15 protein-coding genes are annotated in these 18,735 nt (G+C 41.5%); 5 read left to right on the forward strand and 10 right to left on the reverse strand.

Annotation, left to right across the window (positions count from 1 at the left end):
- Positions 1-416 precede the first annotated feature (416 nt).
- The 7 genes from arcD to ED605_RS00225 form a co-directional block, all read right to left on the reverse strand.
- A complete protein-coding gene (gene arcD, locus ED605_RS00195) occupies positions 417-1,844 on the reverse strand; it encodes an arginine-ornithine antiporter (RefSeq protein ID WP_121976925.1) in 1,428 nt (475 codons plus the stop codon).
- 183 nt (positions 1,845-2,027) lie between these two features.
- Complete coding sequence (locus ED605_RS00200) at positions 2,028-2,720, reverse strand: Crp/Fnr family transcriptional regulator (protein WP_121976926.1); 693 nt, start codon at positions 2,718-2,720, stop codon at positions 2,028-2,030.
- 210 nt (positions 2,721-2,930) lie between these two features.
- Positions 2,931-3,887, reverse strand: coding sequence for a carbamate kinase (arcC, locus tag ED605_RS00205; RefSeq protein WP_121976927.1), 957 nt, complete (start codon positions 3,885-3,887; stop codon positions 2,931-2,933).
- Positions 3,888-4,013: 126 nt separating this feature from the next.
- Complete coding sequence (gene argF, locus ED605_RS00210; protein WP_121976928.1) at positions 4,014-5,045, reverse strand: ornithine carbamoyltransferase; 1,032 nt, start codon at positions 5,043-5,045, stop codon at positions 4,014-4,016.
- 110 nt (positions 5,046-5,155) lie between these two features.
- Positions 5,156-6,397, reverse strand: coding sequence for an arginine deiminase (gene arcA / locus ED605_RS00215; protein WP_121976929.1), 1,242 nt, complete (start codon positions 6,395-6,397; stop codon positions 5,156-5,158).
- Between the two features lie 512 nt (positions 6,398-6,909).
- Positions 6,910-7,389, reverse strand: a complete 480-nt coding sequence (gene argR / locus ED605_RS00220; RefSeq protein ID WP_121976930.1) for an arginine repressor — start codon at positions 7,387-7,389, stop codon at positions 6,910-6,912.
- Between the two features lie 341 nt (positions 7,390-7,730).
- Positions 7,731-10,043 carry a glycoside hydrolase family 65 protein gene (locus tag ED605_RS00225; protein WP_121976965.1) on the reverse strand — a complete coding sequence of 771 codons (2,313 nt, stop codon included), beginning with the start codon at positions 10,041-10,043 and terminating at the stop codon, positions 7,731-7,733.
- A 331-nt stretch (positions 10,044-10,374) separates the two neighbouring features.
- On the opposite strand from ED605_RS00225, the gene ED605_RS00230 reads away from it, so the two are divergent.
- Both ED605_RS00230 and ED605_RS00235 read left to right on the forward strand, forming a co-directional pair.
- On the forward strand, positions 10,375-11,307 hold the full coding sequence (locus ED605_RS00230) for a LysR substrate-binding domain-containing protein (RefSeq protein WP_121976931.1): 933 nt from the start codon (positions 10,375-10,377) through the stop codon (positions 11,305-11,307).
- Between the two features lie 500 nt (positions 11,308-11,807).
- Complete coding sequence (locus ED605_RS00235; RefSeq protein WP_162919709.1) at positions 11,808-13,637, forward strand: S53 family peptidase; 1,830 nt, start codon at positions 11,808-11,810, stop codon at positions 13,635-13,637.
- 71 nt (positions 13,638-13,708) lie between these two features.
- Here ED605_RS00235 and ED605_RS00240 read toward each other — a convergent pair whose 3' ends face one another.
- Both ED605_RS00240 and ED605_RS00245 read right to left on the reverse strand, forming a co-directional pair.
- Entirely contained in the window at positions 13,709-15,010 is a 1,302-nt protein-coding gene (locus ED605_RS00240) for a nucleobase:cation symporter-2 family protein (RefSeq protein WP_225418995.1), read from the reverse strand.
- A gap of 212 nt (positions 15,011-15,222) precedes the next feature.
- On the reverse strand, positions 15,223-15,573 hold the full coding sequence (locus ED605_RS00245; protein WP_121976933.1) for an aggregation-promoting factor C-terminal-like domain-containing protein: 351 nt from the start codon (positions 15,571-15,573) through the stop codon (positions 15,223-15,225).
- Positions 15,574-15,909: 336 nt separating this feature from the next.
- Between ED605_RS00245 and greA the strand changes: the two genes are divergently transcribed.
- The 3 genes from greA to ED605_RS00260 all read left to right on the forward strand — a co-directional run bounded on the left by greA (position 15,910) and on the right by ED605_RS00260 (position 17,936).
- A complete protein-coding gene (gene greA / locus ED605_RS00250; RefSeq protein ID WP_121976934.1) occupies positions 15,910-16,377 on the forward strand; it encodes a transcription elongation factor GreA in 468 nt (155 codons plus the stop codon).
- A gap of 9 nt (positions 16,378-16,386) precedes the next feature.
- Positions 16,387-17,517 carry a VanZ family protein gene (locus ED605_RS00255; RefSeq protein ID WP_121976935.1) on the forward strand — a complete coding sequence of 377 codons (1,131 nt, stop codon included), beginning with the start codon at positions 16,387-16,389 and terminating at the stop codon, positions 17,515-17,517.
- A 98-nt stretch (positions 17,518-17,615) separates the two neighbouring features.
- A complete protein-coding gene (locus tag ED605_RS00260) occupies positions 17,616-17,936 on the forward strand; it encodes a type II toxin-antitoxin system HicB family antitoxin (protein ID WP_121976936.1) in 321 nt (106 codons plus the stop codon).
- Between the two features lie 113 nt (positions 17,937-18,049).
- Here the strand turns inward: ED605_RS00260 and ED605_RS00265 are convergent, their stop codons facing one another.
- Positions 18,050-18,664: a DedA family protein gene (locus tag ED605_RS00265; protein WP_121976937.1), complete on the reverse strand. Its 615-nt coding sequence runs from the start codon at positions 18,662-18,664 to the stop codon at positions 18,050-18,052.
- Positions 18,665-18,735 lie beyond the last annotated feature (71 nt).

Here is an 18,735-nt window from a genome sequence, read left to right on the forward strand (position 1 = left end):
GACTAAAACACCCTTTCATCGTCATTCTGCGGTTTACTTGCAGCATTCAAGAGCAATATGGTGATGATTCTTGGATTTACTCCCCCAGATCAGTGCCAAATTACCCATTCCGATTTGTTAACACTGACACAACTTTAAAGTCTCATTCAATTTCTTACCTCACTAGAAATCCGTCAATTCTTCTTTTATCACAGGTATCATATCATTAATTTGGAATGTTTACCACTATTATGATTATTAAATTATTATTTATATCATCACAAGATAATCCAATTTTCTGAGTACCTTACTCATCATATTGGCGATTACTTATTGTAAAATCAGTATTTTAAAATAAGTAAAAAGACATTAGATACACTGCCACAGCAGCATTTCTAATGCCTTTAGTCCATTCATTCATTAAAATTCAGTCTATTTTAAAAAGTAATTTTTCCAACGGCCAGCCCATAAATGGTGTAAACTGCCGCAATCACAATCAGGACAGCAATGGCCATTTCAATTGGCCCAAACACCTTATCAGCTTTGTTATCGCGTTTTTGTAAAATCCAATATACTGGAATGCCGGCTGCAAATAGCAACGACATCAGAAGCAGGAAGTTTGCCCCAGCCGCAAATAGTAACCAGCAGGCATAGATGCTTGAGATAATCCCGATCGTAATATTTCTTCCCCGACCACTACTATGATCATCGTTTACAGAATACTTCAGTTGGTAGAAAGCTGAGAAAGCATATGGAATCAAAATTGCCGCACTGGCGATTGAATAGAAGAAGTTATATGCGGATGCCGTAATTAAATAGCTAAACATAAACAACTCAACACAAACGTTGGTAACCGTCAAAGAAGTAATCGGTGCGCCATTTTTATTTTCTTTAGCAAACAATTTCGGGAAAGTGCCTTCTTTGGCAGCTTCATATGGCAACTGGCCGGCAAACATCGTCCAAGACAGCCAGGCCCCAACTACTGAGATGATCAGGCCAAGGTTGACGACCATCGATCCCCATTTACCAACCAAACTTTCAAGCAAATTGGCCATTGCCGGCTGTGTTAGATGAGCCAAACCTGAGCGGCTCATAACACCAAAAGATAGTAACGTGACCAACATATAAATTAAAATAACTGTGATAATTCCTAAAACGGTTGCTTTACCGACATCGGAACGCTTACGAGCCCGGCCTGAGAAGACGACCGCTCCTTCAATTCCAATGAAGACCCAAACCGTTACCAGCATCGTACTCTTAGCTTGTTTCATCACATCGGCAAATTGAAAATTGCCACTTGGTGTAAACCAAAAATCACTGGTAAACATGTTCATTTTAAAGGCGAACAATACAATAATCAGGAATAGGAAAATCGGAATCAATTTGGCAATCGTAATAATCGTATTAACAAACGATGCCGATTCAATACCTCTTAAAATCATAAAATGGCAAGCCCACAATATCACGGATGCGGCAAGAATTGACCAAATATTTTGACCATCCCCAAAAATTGGCAGAAAGTAGGCCACCGCACTCATTAATAATGTTGCGTACCCAACGTTTCCCAGCCATGCGGATAACCAGTAACCCCAGGCTGAATTGAAGCCCATATATTTGCCGAAACCGGCTTCAGCATAGCTGTAAACACCAGCATCCAAATCTGGTCGTTTCATTGTCAGGTTTTGAAATGTCAACGCGAGCATTACCATTCCAATTGCGGTAATTACCCAGCCGATGATAATCGCACCGGCACCAGCACCGGCAGCCATATCATGCATTAAATTAAAGACACCGCCACCAATAATCGATCCAACAACCAAACCGATCAACTCAAGCAGGCCTAATTTACCATCATGTTTTTCCATTGCATTCACTCCCTTACAAAATTTTCCCCTGGTATCAAAAGATAATTGCAAAACCGGTGCAGATTTCAAACAATGTGTCATTACTCACAAGCTTGCTTACACTTCGGCTTATCCCGAGTTAGCTACGCACACTGATTTAGGACTGCTTCGCTAAGCAACACCACTCCTGATAAGGGTTACCGATTAGCTGCGCACACTCAAAATTTTAAAATACTTCCGGTTATACTGAATCTTGCCTTCCGCTACCAGCTGCTGCACCATCAGACTGGTTGTTTCCCTCGTTGTGCCACTGACCTTTGACAGTTCGATCAACGTCATTGGGTACGGAATCACGATAGTATCGTCATCTTGCTTATCACCAATTTGTTGGCCAAGAAACCAAATGGCATTCCAAACCCGACATTTGGCACTGGTTGTCACCATTCGCTGAAGTTGCATTTCGGTTGTATTGATAATCGAACTCATTTCACGAATTGCATTGATCATCATCTCCGGATTTTCCCGCAACAATTCCTCATATAACTTCATCGGCATGACCGCGATTTTGACTTCCGTCATCGTTTCAATACTATAAGCATAATTTTCGTCTTCAAAGAGCCCAATATATGGAAACGCTTTATTTTGACGAATATAAAGATAAAGCTGCTCATCCCCGTCTTCATCCAAATGAAACGATTTCACGACGCCACTAATCAGAAAATAATAGTTGCTTCTCGGATCTCCCTGATCGAAGAGAACCTGCCCCCTATGAAAAGACTTAATCGTCATGGATGAAATAATGCGATCCAAATCCTGATCACTTAATGGGCTAAATTCTGGATGACTTCGAATTTTTTCTCGATACGATTGGTAATCACTTTTATTGTTCAATATCATTATATGTCCACTCCAAAAATGGTTAGATAATTAACTTGTCAATAAAAGTGTACCGCAATTAATGGTTTTGTACATCAAACAGTTTCAGGTGCGCCGAGCTAGCTATGCACACTAATTTAGGACTGCTTCGCCAGCTCACAAGGGTTCAATTTGCAAAAGCCAAACCCCGGCTTTCCCAAATCGACGCCTTATCCTCCGGGTGTTAACCGCTTAGCTACGCACACTAACTTTTTTACTAATCACCGTTCCCGAACCGTTTTTAACAAACCCTTCAATATTATCAAGCGCTGTTACCACCGCCTGGTTTCCGGTTGCCTTCACGAAATCAATCGCTGCCTGCACCTTTGGTAACATACTTCCCGGAGCAAATTGGTTTTCTTCAATATAAGTTTCCAATTCAGCTACCGAAACCCGCTCTAATTTCTTCTGATTTGGTTGGTTAAAGTTAACATAAATGTTTGGCACCGCCGTTAAAATAATTAATGCATCGGCATCCACTAATTCAGCCAATTTTTCACTGGCAAAATCTTTATCGATCACCGCTTCTCGGCCAATTAACTGGTCCCCATTTGTGACTACCGGAATGCCGCCACCACCAACTGAAATTGGAATAATTCCAGCATCAACCAACGTTTTAACTGCTTGGGTTTCAACAACCCCCGTCGGTTTAGGTGATGGTACAACCCGGCGATAGCCACGACCCGAATCTTCAATAAACGTAAAGTCAGGATTTTCTTTTTTAGCTAAATCAGCTTCGCCTTTGGACATAAATGGGCCAATTGGTTTAGTGGGGTTTTTAAATGCCGGATCATCCGCACTAACCTCAACTTGAGTAACCACCGTCGCAACCGTTTGCTTCAATCCCTTTTCCTTTAAAACCTGATTCATGGCATTTTGCATCCAGTAACCAATGCTTCCCTGAGTCATCGCAACGGCTGTGTCCAATGGCATTGCCGGGTTTTCCTCAGTGCTGCCGGCTGCCTGCTGCAACAATAAGTTACCAACTTGTGGGCCGTTACCGTGCGAAATAATCAATTGATCTCCGTTTTCAACAAATTTCACCAGTTGTTTAGCTGTTGCCAACAGTGCTTGCTGTTGTGCAGCTGCCGATGCGTCTTTTGAAAGAATTGCATTGCCGCCAAGTGCGACTACTATTTTTCGTCCCATTGTGAATCCCTCCTGTTTATGAGATAACCGTTATTTTAAATACGAAAGGCCGGGGACAGACTAATAATGTTTGTCGCCGACCCTCACTTTCTTGGTTGATTAATCTGTTTAATTTTGTTTCAGTGCCTAAACTTTTGGAATGAACAAATTACCCAAAGTTGCCGCCATCATTGCTTTAATTGAATGCATTCTGTTTTCTGCTTCTTCAAATTGACGAGCGTACTTGCTGTTAAAGACTTCGTCGGTAACTTCCATTTCTTTAATCCCGTACTTTTCTTCAACTTCTTTACCATAAGTTGTGTCAGTATTATGGAAGGCTGGCAGGCAGTGCATGAAGATTAGCTGATCATCCGGCGTGCCCGTCTTTTTCATTGCTTCCATGTTAACTTGGTATGGGGTTAATTCCTTAACCCGTTCTTCCCAATTGCTTTCGCCCATGGAAACCCAAACGTCAGTATAAACAACGTTGGAGCCTTTCAGGCCTTCATCAAGTTCATCGGTAATAACCAACTTGGCACCTGATTTTTCAGCAAATCCTTTAGCAATACTTTGAGTCTCATCAGTTGGGAACAAAGCTTTAGGGGCCACAATGTGCACATTTACACCCAGAATTGCGCCAGTTACCAGCAACGAGTTGGCAACGTTGTTCCGGCCATCACCCATGAAAGTCAATGTTAACCCTTGGAGTTTACCGAAGTTTTCTTTAACCGTCATAAAGTCAGCCAGCATTTGAGTTGGGTGCCATTCATCCGTTAATCCGTTCCATACCGGTACCCCACTGTCACGTGCCAGGATCTCGGCATCACTTTGTTTAAACCCACGAAACTCAATGCCGTCAAACATGCTGCCAAGAACCTTCGCCGTATCCGACGTCGTTTCCTTTTTACCCAACTGAATGTCGTTTTGGCCAAGGTACTCAGGATGAGCGCCGAGGTCAATTGCGGCAGTCGTAAAGGCTGAACGAGTTCGTGTCGAAGATTTTTCAAACAACAGGGCAATGTTTTTGCCTTCCAAGTAATGGTGAGGAATACCAGCTTTCTTTAAAGCTTTTAAATGTAAGCCAAAATCAATTAAATATTCCAACTCAGCAGCCGAAAAATCTTTTTCAGCCAGCACACTGCGACCTTGAAATACGTTTTGTCTAAAATCTTTTGTCATATTCGAATTCTCCTTGATGTGAAGTTTGGGGTACTAAATTTTGTCGTCAATCTACCGGGTGTTAACCGCGACGCCTTATTCTCCGGGTGTTAACCGCTTAGCTGCGCACACTATCTTTTTAGATCCTCCCGGACGATTGGGCAGCTCATGCAACGTGGACCCCCACGGCCTCTTGACAATTCACTTGAGATAACCTCAAGTACCTTTAAGCCGTGTTTTCTAAGCAGTTCATTGGAAACATAGTTCCGATTGTACGTAACAACAACGCCTGGCGCAATCGCTAACGTATTGGAACCATCATTCCACTGCTCACGACCAGCAATAATCGGATCACCGTTACCGGTTGGAATTAAATCAAGATCATCCAAATGAAGCGCTGTTTTAAGAACTTTCTTCAAATCAGTATCGTGTTGAAGATTTAACTCACCTTCATTTTTTCCAGGAGTAATGGTCCAAGTATCGATTTGACCACCTTTACCAAGAATTCCCGGGTGAACTGTAAACTGATCGTAGTTGATCATTGTAAAGACCGTATCCAAATGCATCATTGCGTGGTTATGCGGAATCTTAATGGCAATGACCGTGTCATATTGGCCATGTTTGAAGAGGTTTTTAGCAATATCCTGAATGGCATCCGCCGAAGTTCGTTGAGAAACCCCAATGGCCATCACATGATCATTCAATACCAGTTCATCGCCACCTTCAATTCGGGTTTCGTGGTTTCGATCACGCCATACGTGAACTCCCTGGTTAGCAAATCGTGGATGATATTTAGTGATTGTTTCATTAAATAGTGATTCACGTTGCCTTGCCGGATACGTCATATGGTTAATGCTCAAGCCATCACCAATACATGCCGAAGGGTCACGCGTAAAGTACAGGTTTGGCATCGGATCCATGTAAAATTCGTAGTCTTCGTTTTCAGCACTACTTACAAGGTCCTTTGGCACGAAGTCAAGTTCGTTCTTACGAACACCTTCCATGATCTTAACAACCATGTCTTGATTATTCATGCTGCCAAGATATTCCTTCAACGCATCGTGAATGGTGCCGGAAGCATATCCTGATTCAGTTAACATCTGCTCTAAGAAATGGTCTCTGACTTCTTCGCCACCGGCATCCAGTGCTTCAGCAGACAGTTTTTCCAAATATAGAACTTCAACACCGTTATCTCGCAGTGTGTCAGCGAAATAATCATGTTCTTTTTGAGCAATCGGTAAATATGGAATGTCATCGAATAATAATCGTGGCATCATTTCAGGGGTAAAGTTTTCAATTTCCCTGCCAGGTCGTTTCAACAATACCGTTTTTAGCTTACCGATTTCTGAGTAGTTATGAATTGGACTTGTCATTTGTGTAACCTCCATTCTTCCCTTGAGTACATGTCTAATGATAGATCATTTTAAAAAAGCCATCGTCTGTTTTTATGCATTGAAAATGTCGTTTTTTTAGCAGAATTAGCATGCCACAATTAAAGATTGAATAAATCTAATTTTTTCTTTGATTAATTGCTTCACAAATTGATTTTAACGGATTTTTATACAACCAAAAATGTTTAAATTAAAAAATAAATTTTTGATTAAATTTTATAATCCTTATTATATCACACTTTTTTCACAAAATTCATATTTTCTCCTAATTTAAAACCGAATAAATATTTTTGATGGTTCATAAAATATTCATTTTTTCTTCAAAGAAAATACACTTTTTCATAATGGGTCACAAGCAAATTGCCCCGAAATGAAAGCGTTTACCGAGGCTTTTGCGCCTAAGTGATATTGGATTTCCATGCAATTTCACCCCTCTTGGTCTAAAAGAAAACAGAGAGAAAGCAATTAATTTCCCTCTGTTGACCGCCAACCTTTCAATTCACTGTCGTAATGAGTAGATCCGGATTAGCATGTTTTAAAAATAAGTCTTTGATGTTTTTGGCTGATTTAACTGATGGGCAAAACGTCACAATTGTGTCATAGCCAGCCAGGGTCCCGGCAACGTCTTCCAAATGCAAATCATCGATGACTGCCGCTAGTGGGTTTGCATAACTGGGTTGTGTATGGATCACGTCAACAAACTCAATTTGGCGAACTTCCGTCACGGTTCCATTGATCATGCGATACATTCGCTCCAGTTCGTTTTGATTGCCCGACTTAAAAATCATGTAGCGGGACTTTCCAGAACTGTCAGGCTGCTTAACAATCTGCATTTCACGAATATCGCGGGATAGTGTTGCCTGAGTGACGTTAATCCCGGATAGCTTCAACTTTTCCATGAGTTCTTCTTGGGTGGTAATCGTATACTGATTGATAATTTGTTCAATTTTAGTTTGCCGCACATCTTTTTTCATGATCTTTTTACCTTCCTACCTATCGAAAAATAAGCTGCTTAAATATCCGCGAACTTTCAAGTTAATTGTATAACTATATCATAACAAATCATAATCTAAAGTGTGCGAATTCAAGCGGTTAATTTACGAAGGCTAAGGCGGCTAATTGTGAAAAGCCCGAACTTGGCTTTTGGCAATTAGATCCCTTAGACGCAGTAAATTGCTTGAAGGAGCAGTTCTAAAGTGTGCGAATTCAAGCGGTTAATTTGCGAAGGCTAAGGCGGCTAATCGTGAAAAGCTCGGGCTTGGCTTTTTGCGATTAGATCCCTTATCCAGAGTAAGCCTTTAGCAGTCACTCATCCTCAATAAGTGCAAATTTCTTGTGGATGCTGCGTGGTCACGTGAACCTTTTGATTATAAATGAACACTTCACATTCCTTACCACTGGTCAATTCAACCTTGACTTCGTTTTGATAAATCGTAAACAGACACTCATTATGATGAAGCCGCAGCTTGAATCGAATTGAATTCCAGGCAGCCGGTAGCTTGGGTTCCAAACTAAAATGCTCTGCGTTATTAACCACGCCGGCAAAACCATAGACAACTCCCTGCCAAGCGGCACCCAAACTGCCCGCATGAATCCCATTTTGGGTGTTATGATGCAAATCCAGCAAATCCGTTTTAACGGCCTGTGAGAAAAAGTCATAGGATTGCTTCTTCTTACCGGCTCTCGACGCTGCAATCGCATACATCGCCTTAGAGAGGCTTGAATCATGCGTGGTAATCGGTTCATAAAAATCATAGTCCGCTTCAAGCTGTTCTCGAGTATTGCCCTTTGGAAACAGAATGTCAGCCATAATAGTATCGGCTTGCTTATTCACTTGGTAACGATAGAGCATTAACGGGTGGAAATGAAGTAATAATGGAAATAGACTCTGGTCAATTTGATCCAAATGCATTTTGGGCAATTGTTCAAAGCCCTGAAATTGCAGCTTAACCTTCTTTTGCTTATCGTAAGGCAAGTACATCAAATCAGCTGCTTCCTGCATGGCATCGATTTCTTCTTCAGAGATATTTAGCTTGCTGGTAATTGAGGTATTTTTGAATTTTTTAGCATATTTAATTGCCAGCCTCAAATTAAATTGGGCCATGACATTTGTATAATAATTGTTATCCACCAACGCACTGTATTCGTCCGGACCGGTTACCTTATTAATCACAAAGCGCCGTTTGCCGTCCATTTCGGTAAAATTACCGTATTGCATCCAAAAGCGGGCCGTTTCCAAAATAATTTCAAAGCCATAATCCTTGAGAAACTCATCATCACCCGTAATGGTGTAGTACTGTTCAATGGCAAAAGCAATATCGGCATTAATATGAAACTGGGCCATCCCGGCCAGCCAGTACGAACTGGCTTCATAGCCGTTGATGGTTCGCCAAGCATACATGGCGCCCTTTGACAAGCCAAATTCACTCGCCTGTTGTTGCGCAATCTCCAACGTATGGTATCGATACATCAGCAGTTTCTTTGCCAACTTGGGTTGAGTATACGAAAAGAAAGCCAGCATAAACATTTCCGTATCCCAAAAGAAATGACCTCCATAGCCATTGCCGGTTAATCCCTTGGCGGGAATACTGGTGTAGCCATCCCGACCCGCCGACTGATTTAATTCAAACAGATTAAATCTCAAACACAATTGAATTTGGGGGTCACCATCAATCTTAACGTCACTGTGGAGCCAAAAGGTTTGCCAAACTTGAGCTGATGCCATTAATTCCGATTGAAAAGAGGTATCACGAATATGATTGTCCAACGCTGCCAGGTATTGATCCGCATAAACCCTGGCGTTTACCAATGGATGAATGTCGCCGATCGCAAATAGAAACTCAAAGTTTTTCTGACTTCCTTTCTTAGCGTGATAGCGACTTCGATAGCCATAGTGATGCTCATCATCCCTAAAATACTCAATCTTTGGATCCGGCGCCAAATTTTCCTGCGCCTGAAAGGTCAAGAGCAACCCCTGTTGGCTGCGAAAAGTCGTAATGAGATAGCTGGGTTGGCCATTGTCGGGAATAAAATCCAGTTGCATTTCGCCGACACTTTGATTAACCCGAACATCGCGGTTCTGACGATGAGTCGCCTGATTAACATAATTATGGAGCTTAATCACTTCAACCTCTTCATCAAAATTGGTAGGAATAATGGAATATCGAATTCCATATACGTTTAATTTACTCAAACTGGCAAAACTTTCCAACACCAAATTAAAATTTCGATTTTCCGGTGTTGTCACGGAAAACATTTCATGGAGCAGTCCTGTCTGCATATCGAGGTTTTTATCAATTGTTTCAACCTCAAAATGATCAACAGCGGAATCTTCATTGGCAACTTTAATCCGAATGTATCGCGGATCAAGTAGTCGATTAATCACCTGATCGCTTTCCGGATAGCCAGTGTATTTTTCACCATACATCACTTCGTTATAGTCGAAGAAGCCATTGACAAATAGCCCAGGCGACCCAATGTAATCTAAATTATTTCCCTGCAACGGGTTTGAATCGCGAACCCCAAAGTGACCATTGCCAACATTATAAATGGTTTCCAAAAACATCGGATCCTTACTTCGCAAGTTTTGCAAATGAATTTGAAATTCCGGTGATTGTTCAATCCTCATAAGCAACTGTTCCTTTCGCATCGTAATTGACTCAATTTTACCATTTTACACAAAGTTTTCACTTTTTGTTACCAAAAAATTCACATTTTTATGTTAGTACGGTATAGTAATCGTTTTAAGATATTAAATTTCAGTAAATCTACATAAACGGTTGCCATTATGACTTTACTAGTCTATTACAAGTTGGTATACTTTTTATTGACTTTCCACTATGTTTTAATAAGTTGATAAGTCATTATGCATGCATCTGTCTTCTGAATGGCATATAATCAATATGTAACTAAAGGCTGGTAAAGTATAAAAGATGAAAGGTCCCTAAAGGAGAAAAATTATGAATAGTAAATTACTTTCGTTTCTTGAAGAAATTAAGGCTCAAGGCAACATGTCAAAGGCAGCTCAAGCATTGTTTGTCACCCAACCATATATTAGTCGGGTTATCAAAAATGCCGAGGTTAACTTTGGCGTTAGATTAATTGACCGATCATCTCATCCGATTCAATTAACCTATGCAGGTGAAAAGTTATTATCCTATCTTCAAGAGGAAAACCGGCTTCGTGCCAACTTGGACAGAGAAATGACGCACCTCTCCGAGTTTAAATACGGTCATCTGACCATTGCGTCAAACGATGTGTTATCAAATGATATCTACGAACCCATTTTGATTCGGTTCTCACATAAATACCCGAAGATTCACGCGCAAGTCATTCGAATGAATAGTCGGGACGCGGAAAAGCGCCTGTTATCCGGGTCACTGGATTTCTTTGTGGGTCAACCACTATCAAATCCAAAGGTTGAATATCAACCAGTTGCTAAAATCCCGTTAGTCTTCATTATTCCGTCATCTTCATCCCTGTTCCAAGCTGGCAAATATAAAGTCGACTACAAGAGTCTGGACTTCAGTAAATTGTCAGGCGAGCCGTTCATCGGCATTCCACAGCAGGATTTCTACCAACGTGCTGTTAACAACTACCTTAGTGATTTAGGCATTTCCCCAGAATACAGTTTGGAAGTTCCGGACATTCACTTGGCTGCCAACCTGGCAATTAATGCGCTGGGCGTTACTGTGGCACCAGATGTCTTTGTTTCAGATCAATTCATCAGCGATGATAAAAAGAAGAATTTAAACATCGTTCAAATTCCTTCTGATGCGTTGACGGCTGACTTCGGCATTACCTATATGAAGACTAAGCAGACTTCAGAGCCAATCAATGATTTACTGGAGATTATTTCAAAGGTGGTTGAACAATACGCGCCAAGTTGGTAATCGATAAAAATTCAATTTTTTCACTTAGAACCACACTTTGCAGTCAAGCATTGTAGTGGTTCTTTTTTGATTTTAAATTCAGCTAATCAGTTAACCCCCGTGATCGAATGTGGTAATCATTCATTATCTAATTTTCAAGTTTGATAACAATTGTTACAATTTTCGTCACACAAAATTCACATTTATGTAATCCAATTGACACGTTTACACATTCAGAGTACCCTAACAATGATCGGAAAGGAAGTGATCCTCAACTCGCACCATGGGGAAGGGTTAATTAAATCATGATTGTCAATTGACCCAATCGTTAAAATTCCCGGAGACTTGTTCGATACATAGCGTGCAATTCACTGAAGGAATTAACACAATATTCTAACAGGGGCACATGTTGCTTAATCAGGGGTGATTAAGTATGGGGAGATTTTTTCAGGAAGGGTATGAGTTAATTGAAGAAACGAAAATTATGGACAACGGGCATTACCAGTCTGGCTGTTTTGTTAATGCTGACGCCAACTGCTTCCGCTGCTTCAAAAAAGAAGCATGCTGGTAAAACCACGTACAGTATTAGTAAGATCTTAAAAGCGCTAATGGCCAAGCAGAAGATGTCACCCAATAAACGAGTTCAACTGGATGTTTTCCTAAAGCCGCAGAATCAAGATCAGTTAACCAATGAAATTTATAACGTCAATACACCCGGTAAAACCGGCTTTAAACAATTTTACACGCCGGCTAAATTTCGAGCTAAATTTGGCCAACCGGCAAAGGTCACCGGTCAATACCAACCGTACTTTAAAAAGTACCATTTAAAGAGTCACGTTTTTAGCAATGGTCTGATCATCAAGGTTTCCGGAACGGCTAAGAACGTTAATAAAGCTTTTTCAACCAACCTTGAAACCGCTAAGTATCACAATAATCCGGTTCAGTTTTCAAGTAAAAAGCCAAAGATGCCAGTGGAACTGGCTGATCACGTTCTAACTATTCTGGGAATTACCAGTTTTAACAATCAAGCAAGCGGCCTAGCTAAAAAGGGTCACAAAACTCAGGGACCAGAAAAGAAATATTCACCAAGTAAGTTCACTAATCGATATAATCTCAAGTCCTTGTACGATAAAGGTTATCAAGGCCAAGGACAGACCGTTGGGATTATCTCATTTGCCGGTTTCAAGAAATCCGATGTTACCCATTTTTGGAAAGCGCAAGGTGTCAATAGCAGTGCTAACCGGCTCAGTGTTAAAAAGTTAGCCAGTCCGGCAGCTCAAACGACCAACACGAAGTTCAATCAAATTGAAACAAGTGTTGATACTGAGCAGGCTGGGACCGTTGCCCCAAAAGCCAATGTTCGGGTTTATCAAACCAACTTCAGTGACGTTGGCCTAGTCAATGCTTTTTCAACCGCTTTTGACGAAAATAAAGCCGGTTCCCTTTCAATGAGTTGGGGACTCAGCGAATATTTGACCCATTATTTGAAAGACAAGAAACTATTGACGCCGGTTTACGGCCAGATTATGAACATTGTCATGGCCCAGGGCGCTCTCCAAGGGGTCTCCACCTTTGTCGCTTCTGGTGACTCCGGTGCTTATGCTGGCGGGATTGGTGGTAAAATTGGCCCAATCAGCTTGCCAAATTACAGTACCTATGCAATTTTCCCCGCCGATAATCCGTGGGTAACCACAACAGGTGGCACAACCTTACCATTTACTAAGAAACTTGCCAAGGGGGTGAAAGTCTCCGTCGACAAAGAACGTGCCTGGGGTGGCGACTATCTGTTTGACGCTTACATCAAAGGCCGTCATAATATGCTAAAAAATCTCAGTCTTTACTCGCAGGCAATGGCCGGTGGCGGTGGTGGCATCAGTCACCTTTATAACACGCCACAGTACCAAGAAGGCGTTTCCGGAGTCAATACCTTTAATGCTCGCGAATACGTCTCAAACTTGAGACAACCACGAACCAACCCGGTGCTGGTCAGTGGGACTGATTACGGCCGAAACTATCCGGATGTCTCTGCCAATGCCGACCCACTAACCGGCTACCAAGTTTATGATAAGGCAGCAGGTGGTTGGCACGTAACCGGTGGCACCAGTTTTGTCGCACCACAGTTCAACGGTGCCGCAGCTGTTATGAACAGTGGCAAGGGTCAGCGAATGGGCTTCTGGAATCCACAAATTTATCAATTAGCCCAGGACAAGACCAAAACGCCATTTACCGTCATGGACAGCACTACCAACAATTCCAATCTTTATTACGTTGGCCAACCTGGTAAGCTGTATAATCAGGCAACTGGACTGGGAACCATTAATTTCGAAAAGCTTTACGACAATTATCAATAATTTAATCTAGCAAATCAAAAACAGTTGGCTTCCGAGAGCATTCTCAGATAACCAACTGTTTTTTTGTACCATTATTCAATCCGGTCTTTTAAGCCGGTATGATTCAGTAAAATGTTCAAAATCACGGCTGTAAAACTCCCCACAACCATTCCGTTACTCATAATCACCTGAACAGTCGCCGGTAAGTACTGGAACAGATTCGGTTGGGTCGTCACTCCTAACCCAAAACCGATTGAAACTGCAATGATTAGTAGATTCTTGTTGTTCAACTCAATTTGAGAAAGCATCTTAATTCCTTGAGCACCAACCATCCCAAACATGACCAGCATGGCGCCACCAAGCACCGATGCCGGGATCAACGTTGCCATCGCCCCAAACTTGGGAATCAGTCCCAAGATCATTAAGAAGAAGGCCGAATAATAAATAGGAGCTAATTTCTTAATTCCGGATAATTGCACAATGCCAACGTTTTGTGAAAAAGTTGAGTACGGGAATGTATTGAAGACCCCGCCTAAAATAGCAGCCAACCCTTCTGAACGATAACCGTGTTCCAAATCGCGATCAGCTAATTGACGCCCAGTAATATCGCTTAGGGCAAAGTAAACCCCAGTTGATTCAATCATACAGGTCAAAGCGGCCAAAATTAATGTCGCGATCGATGACCATTCAAACTTGGGCGCCGAAAAATAAAAGAATTGAGGTAGTTGAGCCCAGTGAGCCTGGCCAACCGATTGGAAGCCAACCGTGCCCATTAAAATGGCAACCACCGTCCCGACTAAAATCCCGATCAAAATCGCAATTTGTTTCAAGAAGCCGTGGCCCCAGATATTTAAGATAATAATGACCAGTGCTGTTAACGCTCCTAAAAATAAATGAGTTGGATTACCAAAGGCTTTGGCCGTTGAATCACCGCCACCCAAGTTTTGAAACGCAACCGGCATCAAGGTAAATCCAATTAACGTAATTAATGAGCCCGTTACCACCGGTGGAAAGTATTTTCGCAAATGAGCAAAGGGCTTAGCGGCAATGATAATGAATAAGCCGGCACAAATAATTCCTCCGTACATATACCCCAAGCCAAAGTTTTTCCCAATCGACTGAAGTGGCGCAACATACTCGACCGCGCACCCCAAGACCACCGGCAGGCCAATGCCGGTAATCGGCGTTCGTTTAATTTGAAGCAGTGTCGCCACACCACACATGAAAATGTCCATCGACACCAAATAGGTCATCTGAGCCGCGTTAAACTTTAACGCACCACCAATTAACAACGGTACCAAAATATCCCCAGAGTACATGGCAAGTAAATGTTGAAAGCCTAAAATTGCATTGCGAATTGGCGTTTTATTACCCGAAACAGAAACATTATTCATCTTGTTCTCCCTTTTCATTCGTGTTTAACGTAATAAAGATATGTTACCATTAAATCCGCACAATCACAATGTTATTTTCTGAGAAACCATACCGACTCTGGCTTGAAAGATCAACTACCCGTTGACAGAACTGAAAAAATCGCAACTGAACGAAAGATAGCTTTCGAGCAATTGCGATTTTAAGCGATTAGTTTGGTTTTAGTTAGCTGTTCTTAATACCAGCCGTATGCACGCCAATGTTTCTTGGCATTTACCCAACTACCATAGCGGGCTTTAACATAGCGGTCAGCAGTTTTTTCCTGGTTAGCTTTTGAATAGTCACCATGTAAGTATGATGAGCTTAATTGGTAACGACCAATGTAACGGCCATTACGAACAGTGTAGGACCCACGGGATTCGTGGTAGGCAATCCACTTTTTAGCGGCAAGATTAGCCTTTGATAATTTTGATTTATAAGTGCTGGTAGTTTGTGCGTTAGCGATTTCTTGGGTTGCGGCAACTTGGAAAGTTCCAAACATGGTGAGTGCCGTCATTAACGTAACAATCGATTTTTTTAACTTCATAATATAACTTTTCCCCTCCGTAATTAATCAACGACTATGAATATACACCGTTGGATTTACATGGAGGTAACCGGAAAATTACAAACGTGTTAAAGTAAAACCGCTTATGGTAATATTTAAGACAGAATCCTATTGTTACGGACAATGAGGCACTTCATTTTGTAATTAACCACCTTATTTTTTAGCTAAAATTATTGAAAAATAATTGAATATGGCCGCTTTTGAATCCATTAAGTTATCGCAACAACAAATTAAGCGAAAAATATCGCAAATCATTAGGCCAATTTCTAAAAATGATATAAAATTATGATTGATATATCTATAGGGAGTGATTCTTTGGAACCGCATTTCAATAAGATCACACAAGCCGGCTACCATCAGCTTCAAGCCGAGATTCAGCAACTTGAAGCTGACCGGCCTGCTAAAATTAAAACCTTGTCGGCTGCCAGAGCTTTGGGTGACTTGTCGGAAAACGCTGAATATAGTGCCGCTAAACGTGATTTGCGTCATTTAGAGAGTCGCTTACGTTTTCTACGCAAACAATTACAATACGCCAAAATTTATACGCCATCTAAAAGTGACAATGTCGAAGTTGGTAAGTATGTCACCTTTAAATTTTTAGATGACCAATCAACTGAGACCTATCAAATCGTCGGCACACCGGAAGTCGATATTGATCATGGCAAGATTTCGATTGCTTCGCCAATTGGTGCTGCACTTTTAAACCATCGTACCGGTGACGTGGTGACTGTTCAAGCCCCCAATTTAACCTATCAAATTAAAATTATTAAAGTTAAAATCTAGGAGAAGCCGATGTCTCAATACATTAATGTGATTTATACTGCTGTTTTCTTTTTTCCATTTTTAGCACTTTTGCTGACCTTACCAATTCTACTAGTTAATTACCACCGCTATGGTGCACTTCCCAAATGGAATATTTTTGTGCTTTACACCTTTGTTTTTTACATGTTATGCGCTTATTTTTTAACCATTTTACCCTTACCCAGCCGAAGCTTTGTGGCCCATTTAACAACGCCTACTCATAACTTTGTGCCGTTGATGTTCATTACCGACTTCATTAAGTACAATCCGTTTTCATTATTTCATCCCGGCACTTGGCTGGCTGCTTTAAAGGCACCAACTGTCATTCAACCGGCTTTTAATATTCTTTTAACGGTTCCGTTTGGCTTTTATTTACACTACTATTTTCAAAGAAGTTGGCAACAAACGTTACTCTTAAGTTTCTGTTTATCATTATTCTTTGAAATGACCCAGTATACCGGTTTGTACGGATTCTATCCCCGACCATATCGGTTATTTGACGTGGACGATCTGTTGCTAAACACAACCGGGGGCTTACTCGGCTACTGGATAACCAACTGGCTGAGAAGAATTCTTCCTTCGCCTCAAAAAGATCAAGCCCATGCTTTGTCTCGTAATCGCAGTATTTCCGGCTTACGTCGATTAACTGCTTTAGCCATTGACTGGTTATTGATCATCTTTGTCAGTTCACTGATTTCGATCATTTTACAAAGTAATAACGATGACTGGACAACCACCTTAATGGCTTGGTTTATCCTCATTATTATTCCGGAAATTTTCTTTCAGCGGTCAATTGGCATGCAACTGGTTCGAATTCGAGTGACCAATAAATTTGGCCACCGCGCCGGCTGGTATCAAGTCATTATTCGAAATTTATTTTCTTACGGCATCATCGGCGGCACCTTCTATGCCACCATCAAACTACTTGATTTAACCGGGACGGCGCCGCAATCCCAGTTGTCACTTATTCACTGGGGCATTCTGGCAACCACGCTGGTACTGTTATTAATTGTTGTCGATCTGTTAATTGATTCCTTTGCCAGCCGGCACCGCCTCTTTTTTGAGCACTTAAGCGGCACTGATACCAAATCCAGGGCCGATCAGTTGGTTAATTCAAAATAAGTTAAAAAAGTCTTCCAAATCCCCTAGTAAATTCGAACTTCTCTTTCTATAATGGGATGTGAAAATTGTCTACTATTTGACTGAAAAGAGGTTTCAATATGGTCAAACAAAGTAAACGTGAACTCACTTACCCGATTATTTTACATCATGAAGAAATTGGTTATAGCGTTGAAATTCCGGATATAAACGGTGCTTGGACGGAAGCACTTACTAAACAAGAGGCGTTGGAAAAGGCCAAGGACTTGATCGGAACAACCTTAATCAATCAATCAAAGCGGCCAAAACCAACTCCACTAGACGATATCATTTTTTCGTCAAAGAACGGTGACTTCAAAACAACTGTCACTGTCGACTTGACATATTATCAGCAGTTAATGTCAGGGCAAGATGCTAACGAAAGCAATGCGTCAACAAATTAGTTTAGTTCATTTCAAAAAGCGTGTTCGACATCTTCGAACACGCTTTTTTGATTGTTACATGTAAGTAGAAACCTGCCAGCAAAAATCACTCTAAAATTGCCCTTGTATCAAGATCAGTTCTGTTTTGATTTTGAAAACCAATAGTATCCATAACATCCTGCTGCCACAATTAAGATCACGACTAGCACTGCCAACCACTGATCAATCATTACCAGAAGCCTAGTCCAGGCATGCCCCGCATAGTGACCGGTCAAAATGAGCACCGTGTTCCAAACCAGGGTTCCAAATAACGTCAGACCGGAAAAACGCACCAACGGATAGGCTGTCATTCCGGCCGGAAGTGAGACCAAGCTTCGAACAACCGGGATACACCGCCCAATTAAAATTGCCCAGCCGCCATGCCGCTCAAAATACCGGGCGGCCTTATCAATGTCGGCGGGTTTAAGCCGCAGCAAGCGGCCCAGTCGACCGGCAACCATCTTTTCTAACTGGGGCACACTTAATAAGCGGCCGATTCCATAGAGCATCAATGCCCCGACGTAGGCCCCAACCGTAGCAGCTAAAATGGCACCCGGAATCGTCAAATGACTGGTTAACGTTAAATAGCCCGTAAAGACCAAAACCAATTCGGATGGAATGGGCGGGAACAGATTCTCGACAGCAATTAAAAATGCAATCGCCAAGTAGCCATATTGATTGATCAATCCCGTAATCGTTGTTTCGCTCAAGAAAGGTCCTCCCGGTAAACTACCAAAATAATATTTTGCGAAAGATATGTCGATATTTCAGTATCAAAAGT

Origin of the sequence: Lentilactobacillus raoultii (genome assembly GCF_900411375.1) — a bacterium.
Classification (GTDB): Bacteria; Bacillota; Bacilli; order Lactobacillales; family Lactobacillaceae; genus Lentilactobacillus; species Lentilactobacillus raoultii.

What these genes read in the sequence shown, in the direction of transcription:
- arcD (WP_121976925.1), bottom strand. Translation starts at nt 1,844, where the DNA reads ATGGAAAAACATGATGGTAAATTAGGCCTGCTTGAGTTGATCGGTTTG.
- ED605_RS00200 (WP_121976926.1), bottom strand. Translation starts at nt 2,720, where the DNA reads ATGATATTGAACAATAAAAGTGATTACCAATCGTATCGAGAAAAAATT.
- arcC (WP_121976927.1), bottom strand. Translation starts at nt 3,887, where the DNA reads ATGGGACGAAAAATAGTAGTCGCACTTGGCGGCAATGCAATTCTTTCA.
- argF (WP_121976928.1), bottom strand. Translation starts at nt 5,045, where the DNA reads ATGACAAAAGATTTTAGACAAAACGTATTTCAAGGTCGCAGTGTGCTG.
- arcA (WP_121976929.1), bottom strand. Translation starts at nt 6,397, where the DNA reads ATGACAAGTCCAATTCATAACTACTCAGAAATCGGTAAGCTAAAAACG.
- argR (WP_121976930.1), bottom strand. Translation starts at nt 7,389, where the DNA reads ATGAAAAAAGATGTGCGGCAAACTAAAATTGAACAAATTATCAATCAG.
- ED605_RS00225 (WP_121976965.1), bottom strand. Translation starts at nt 10,043, where the DNA reads ATGAGGATTGAACAATCACCGGAATTTCAAATTCATTTGCAAAACTTG.
- ED605_RS00230 (WP_121976931.1), top strand. Translation starts at nt 10,375, where the DNA reads ATGAATAGTAAATTACTTTCGTTTCTTGAAGAAATTAAGGCTCAAGGC.
- ED605_RS00235 (WP_162919709.1), top strand. Translation starts at nt 11,808, where the DNA reads ATGCTGACGCCAACTGCTTCCGCTGCTTCAAAAAAGAAGCATGCTGGT.
- ED605_RS00240 (WP_225418995.1), bottom strand. Translation starts at nt 15,010, where the DNA reads ATGAATAATGTTTCTGTTTCGGGTAATAAAACGCCAATTCGCAATGCA.
- ED605_RS00245 (WP_121976933.1), bottom strand. Translation starts at nt 15,573, where the DNA reads ATGAAGTTAAAAAAATCGATTGTTACGTTAATGACGGCACTCACCATG.
- ED605_RS00255 (WP_121976935.1), top strand. Translation starts at nt 16,387, where the DNA reads ATGTCTCAATACATTAATGTGATTTATACTGCTGTTTTCTTTTTTCCA.
- ED605_RS00260 (WP_121976936.1), top strand. Translation starts at nt 17,616, where the DNA reads ATGGTCAAACAAAGTAAACGTGAACTCACTTACCCGATTATTTTACAT.